Source organism: Streptococcus sp. HMSC034B05, assembly GCF_001809055.1.
Taxonomy (GTDB): Bacteria; Bacillota; Bacilli; order Lactobacillales; family Streptococcaceae; genus Streptococcus; species Streptococcus constellatus.
This window is the reverse complement of the sequence record NZ_KV795596.1, coordinates 1-5,356: the sequence shown is the minus strand read 5'-3', so window position 1 is coordinate 5,356 and position 5,356 is coordinate 1. Positions and strand designations below refer to the sequence as shown.

Annotated in this window: 1 tRNA gene and 3 rRNA genes; all 4 read left to right on the top strand. The window is 49.6% G+C overall.

The features are described 5' to 3' along the window. The first annotated feature begins 210 nt into the window (after window positions 1-210). The 4 genes from HMPREF2542_RS03555 (at window position 211) to rrf (ending at window position 5,355) form a co-directional block, all read left to right on the top strand. Window positions 211-1,766 (top strand): 16S ribosomal RNA (locus HMPREF2542_RS03555). A gap of 56 nt (window positions 1,767-1,822) precedes the next feature. After that, window positions 1,823-1,895 (top strand) — tRNA-Ala (locus HMPREF2542_RS03550). A gap of 190 nt (window positions 1,896-2,085) precedes the next feature. Next, window positions 2,086-4,988, top strand: a 23S ribosomal RNA gene (locus HMPREF2542_RS03545). Between the two features lie 251 nt (window positions 4,989-5,239). After that, window positions 5,240-5,355, top strand: a 5S ribosomal RNA gene (gene rrf / locus HMPREF2542_RS03540). Together the 16S, 23S and 5S rRNA genes with 1 tRNA gene alongside form the textbook arrangement of a ribosomal RNA operon. Window position 5,356 lies beyond the last annotated feature (1 nt).

Genomic DNA, 5,356 nt, shown 5'->3' with positions numbered 1-5,356 from the left:
AAAAAGCTAGAGGAAAATAAAAAAAGATGAAAAAAAGTATTGACAAGAAGAGGAGGAGGTGATATACTAAGATAGTTGTCGCTTGAGGGCGATAAAGACCTTTGAAAACTGAACAAGACGAACCAATGTGCAGGCGACTGTTGAGAGACAGTCCGTCAAACAAAAGAAAAATAAATCTGTCAGTGACAGAAATGAGTGAGAGCTCAAACTTTATATGAGAGTTTGATCCTGGCTCAGGACGAACGCTGGCGGCGTGCCTAATACATGCAAGTAGAACGCACAGGATGCACCGTAGTTTACTACACCGTATCCTGTGAGTTGCGAACGGGTGAGTAACGCGTAGGTAACCTGCCTGGTAGCGGGGGATAACTATTGGAAACGATAGCTAATACCGCATAAGAACATTTACTGCATGGTAGATGTTTAAAAGGTGCAAATGCATCACTACCAGATGGACCTGCGTTGTATTAGCTAGTTGGTGAGGTAACGGCTCACCAAGGCAACGATACATAGCCGACCTGAGAGGGTGATCGGCCACACTGGGACTGAGACACGGCCCAGACTCCTACGGGAGGCAGCAGTAGGGAATCTTCGGCAATGGGGGGAACCCTGACCGAGCAACGCCGCGTGAGTGAAGAAGGTTTTCGGATCGTAAAGCTCTGTTGTTAAGGAAGAACGTGTGTGAGAGTGGAAAGTTCACACAGTGACGGTACTTAACCAGAAAGGGACGGCTAACTACGTGCCAGCAGCCGCGGTAATACGTAGGTCCCGAGCGTTGTCCGGATTTATTGGGCGTAAAGCGAGCGCAGGCGGTTAGATAAGTCTGAAGTGAAAGGCAGTGGCTCAACCATTGTAGGCTTTGGAAACTGTTTAACTTGAGTGCAGAAGGGGAGAGTGGAATTCCATGTGTAGCGGTGAAATGCGTAGATATATGGAGGAACACCGGTGGCGAAAGCGGCTCTCTGGTCTGTAACTGACGCTGAGGCTCGAAAGCGTGGGGAGCGAACAGGATTAGATACCCTGGTAGTCCACGCCGTAAACGATGAGTGCTAGGTGTTAGGTCCTTTCCGGGACTTAGTGCCGCAGCTAACGCATTAAGCACTCCGCCTGGGGAGTACGACCGCAAGGTTGAAACTCAAAGGAATTGACGGGGGCCCGCACAAGCGGTGGAGCATGTGGTTTAATTCGAAGCAACGCGAAGAACCTTACCAGGTCTTGACATCCCTCTGACCACTCTAGAGATAGAGTTTCCCTTCGGGGCAGAGGTGACAGGTGGTGCATGGTTGTCGTCAGCTCGTGTCGTGAGATGTTGGGTTAAGTCCCGCAACGAGCGCAACCCTTATTGTTAGTTGCCATCATTCAGTTGGGCACTCTAGCGAGACTGCCGGTAATAAACCGGAGGAAGGTGGGGATGACGTCAAATCATCATGCCCCTTATGACCTGGGCTACACACGTGCTACAATGGCTGGTACAACGAGTCGCAAGCCGGTGACGGCAAGCTAATCTCTGAAAGCCAGTCTCAGTTCGGATTGTAGGCTGCAACTCGCCTACATGAAGTCGGAATCGCTAGTAATCGCGGATCAGCACGCCGCGGTGAATACGTTCCCGGGCCTTGTACACACCGCCCGTCACACCACGAGAGTTTGTAACACCCGAAGTCGGTGAGGTAACCGTAAGGAGCCAGCCGCCTAAGGTGGGATAGATGATTGGGGTGAAGTCGTAACAAGGTAGCCGTATCGGAAGGTGCGGCTGGATCACCTCCTTTCTAAGGAAAAATCGGAAGCCATTGAGTTCGTTTTGTTTAGTTTTGAGAGGTCTTGTGGGGCCTTAGCTCAGCTGGGAGAGCGCCTGCTTTGCACGCAGGAGGTCAGCGGTTCGATCCCGCTAGGCTCCATTATCTAGGATGCAAAGAAATGAGATTCTTGTTCAACTAGATAAGATAGGATAGGTGTTCAACGGGTAAAGAAGTTGAACACGAACCTAATTAGCCCATTGAAAATTGAATAACGATATCAAATAGTAACAAGAAAATAAACCGAAACGCTGTGAATATTAATGAGTTTATGACTGAAAGGTCAAAATAAGGTTAAGTTAGTAAGGGCGCACGGTGGATGCCTTGGCACTAGGAGCCGAAGAAGGACGTGACAAACGACGAAATGCCTTGGGGAGCTGTAAGTAAGCGTAGATCCAGGGATGTCCGAATGGGGGAACCCAACAGGTACTACCTGTTACCCATATCTGTTAAGGATATGAGGAGGAAGACGCAGTGAACTGAAACATCTAAGTAGCTGCAGGAAGAGAAAGCAAAAGCGATTGCCTAAGTAGCGGCGAGCGAAAGGGCAGGAGGGCAAACCGAAGAGTTTACTCTTCGGGGTTGTAGGACTGCGAAGTGGACGTAAAGATTATAGAAGAAGACCTTGGGAAAGGTTGCCAGAGAGAGTAAGAGCCTCGTATTTAAAATAGTCTTTATACCTAGCAGGATCCTGAGTACGGCGAGACACGTGGAATCTCGTCGGAATCTGGGAGGACCATCTCCCAACCCTAAATACTCCCTAGTGACCGATAGTGAACCAGTACCGTGAGGGAAAGGTGAAAAGCACCCCGGGAGGGGAGTGAAAGAGAACCTGAAACCGTGTGCCTACAACAAGTTCGAGCCCGTTAATGGGTGAGAGCGTGCCTTTTGTAGAATGAACCGGCGAGTTACGTTATGATGCGAGGTTAAGTTGAAGAGACGGAGCCGTAGGGAAACCGAGTCTGAAAAGGGCGACTTAGTATCATGATGTAGACCCGAAACCATGTGACCTACCCATGAGCAGGTTGAAGGTGCGGTAAAACGCACTGGAGGACCGAACCAGGGCACGTTGAAAAGTGCTTGGATGACTTGTGGGTAGCGGAGAAATTCCAAACGAACTTGGAGATAGCTGGTTCTCTCCGAAATAGCTTTAGGGCTAGCGTCGACATGAAGATTCTTGGAGGTAGAGCACTGTTTGGGTGAGGGGTCCATCCCGGATTACCAATCTCAGATAAACTCCGAATGCCAAAGAATTATGGTCGGCAGTCAGACTGCGAGTGCTAAGATCCGTAGTCGAAAGGGAAACAGCCCAGACCACCAGCTAAGGTCCCCAAATAATTGTTAAGTGGAAAAGGATGTGGGGTTGCACAGACAACTAGGATGTTAGCTTAGAAGCAGCTATTCATTCAAAGAGTGCGTAATAGCTCACTAGTCGAGTGACCCTGCGCCGAAAATGTACCGGGGCTAAAACAATTTACCGAAGCTGTGGATACCTTTATAGGTATGGTAGGAGAGCGTTCTATGTGTGGCGAAGGTGTACCGTGAGGAGCACTGGAACGCATAGAAGTGAGAATGCCGGTATGAGTAGCGCAAGATGGGTGAGAATCCCATCCACCGTAAGACTAAGGTTTCCAGGGGAAGGCTCGTCCGCCCTGGGTTAGTCGGGACCTAAGGAGAGACCGAAAGGTGTATCCGATGGCCAACAGGTAGAGATTCCTGTACTAGAGTATAGAGTGAAGGAGGGACGCAGAAGGCTAACTCAAGCGTGCGAATGGAAGAGCACGTCTAAGCAGTGAGGCGTGGTATGAGTCAAATGCTTATATCTGTAACGTTGAGCTGTGATGGGGAGCGAAGTTTAGTAGCGAAGTGAGTGATGTCACCCTGCCAAGAAAAGCTTCTAGCATTAATCTATATTCTACCCGTACCGCAAACCGACACAGGTAGTCGAGGCGAGTAGCCTCAGGTGAGCGAGAGAACTCTCGTTAAGGAACTCGGCAAAATGACCCCGTAACTTCGGGAGAAGGGGTGCTCAGTTTAACTGAGCCGCAGTGAATAGGCCCAAGCAACTGTTTATCAAAAACACAGCTCTCTGCTAAATCGTAAGATGATGTATAGGGGGTGACGCCTGCCCGGTGCTGGAAGGTTAAGAGGAGTGCTTAGCGGTAACGCGAAGGTATGAATTGAAGCCCCAGTAAACGGCGGCCGTAACTATAACGGTCCTAAGGTAGCGAAATTCCTTGTCGGGTAAGTTCCGACCCGCACGAAAGGCGTAATGATTTGGGCACTGTCTCAACGAGAGACTCGGTGAAATTTTAGTACCTGTGAAGATGCAGGTTACCCGCGACAGGACGGGAAGACCCCATGGAGCTTTACTGCAGTTTGATATTGAGTGTCTGTACCACATGTACAGGATAGGTAGGAGCCAATGAGATCGGGACGCCAGTTTCGATGGAGGCGATGTTGGGATACTACCCTTGTGTTATGGCCACTCTAACCCGGTAGGTTGATCATCTACGGAGACAGTGTCTGACGGGCAGTTTGACTGGGGCGGTCGCCTCCTAAAGAGTAACGGAGGCGCCCAAAGGTTCCCTCAGATTGGTTGGAAATCAATCGTAGAGTGTAAAGGTAGAAGGGAGCTTGACTGCGAGAGCTACAACTCGAGCAGGGACGAAAGTCGGGCTTAGTGATCCGGTGGTACCGTATGGAAGGGCCATCGCTCAACGGATAAAAGCTACCCTGGGGATAACAGGCTTATCTCCCCCAAGAGTTCACATCGACGGGGAGGTTTGGCACCTCGATGTCGGCTCGTCGCATCCTGGGGCTGTAGTCGGTCCCAAGGGTTGGGCTGTTCGCCCATTAAAGCGGCACGCGAGCTGGGTTCAGAACGTCGTGAGACAGTTCGGTCCCTATCCGTCGCGGGCGAAGGAAATTTGAGAGGATCTGCTCCTAGTACGAGAGGACCAGAGTGGACTTACCGCTGGTGTACCAGTTGTTCTGCCAAGAGCATCGCTGGGTAGCTATGTAGGGAAGGGATAAACGCTGAAAGCATCTAAGTGTGAAACCCACCTCAAGATGAGATTTCCCATGATTTTATATCAGTAAGAGCCCTGAGAGAAGATCAGGTAGATAGGTTAGGAGTGGAAGTTGTGTGAGCAATGGAGCGGACTAATACTAATAGCTCGAGGACTTATCCTAGATTAGTTACTAAGGGTGAAAAATCCCCTTGAGAAATAGGGAATGGGAGTAGTGTTTGATGAACACCAGACCATTTATCTTTTTTCCAAGGATTTAACCCGAGTACAATTTTATTGAGAACACAGAATGTTTAGTTTATGCTTGAAACGATTTGAGAGCGTTATTCAATTTTGAGTGGACGAAATATCCAGTGGATGTTTTGGCTTGGGAGATAGAGGAAGCGAAGCTTTCGACCGAGTCCATTCATATAGTTAAGTGACGATAGCCTAGGAGATACACCTGTACCCATGCCGAACACAGCAGTTAAGCCCTAGAACGCCGGAAGTAGTTGGGGGTTGCCCCCTGTGAGATATGGTAGTCGCTTAGCA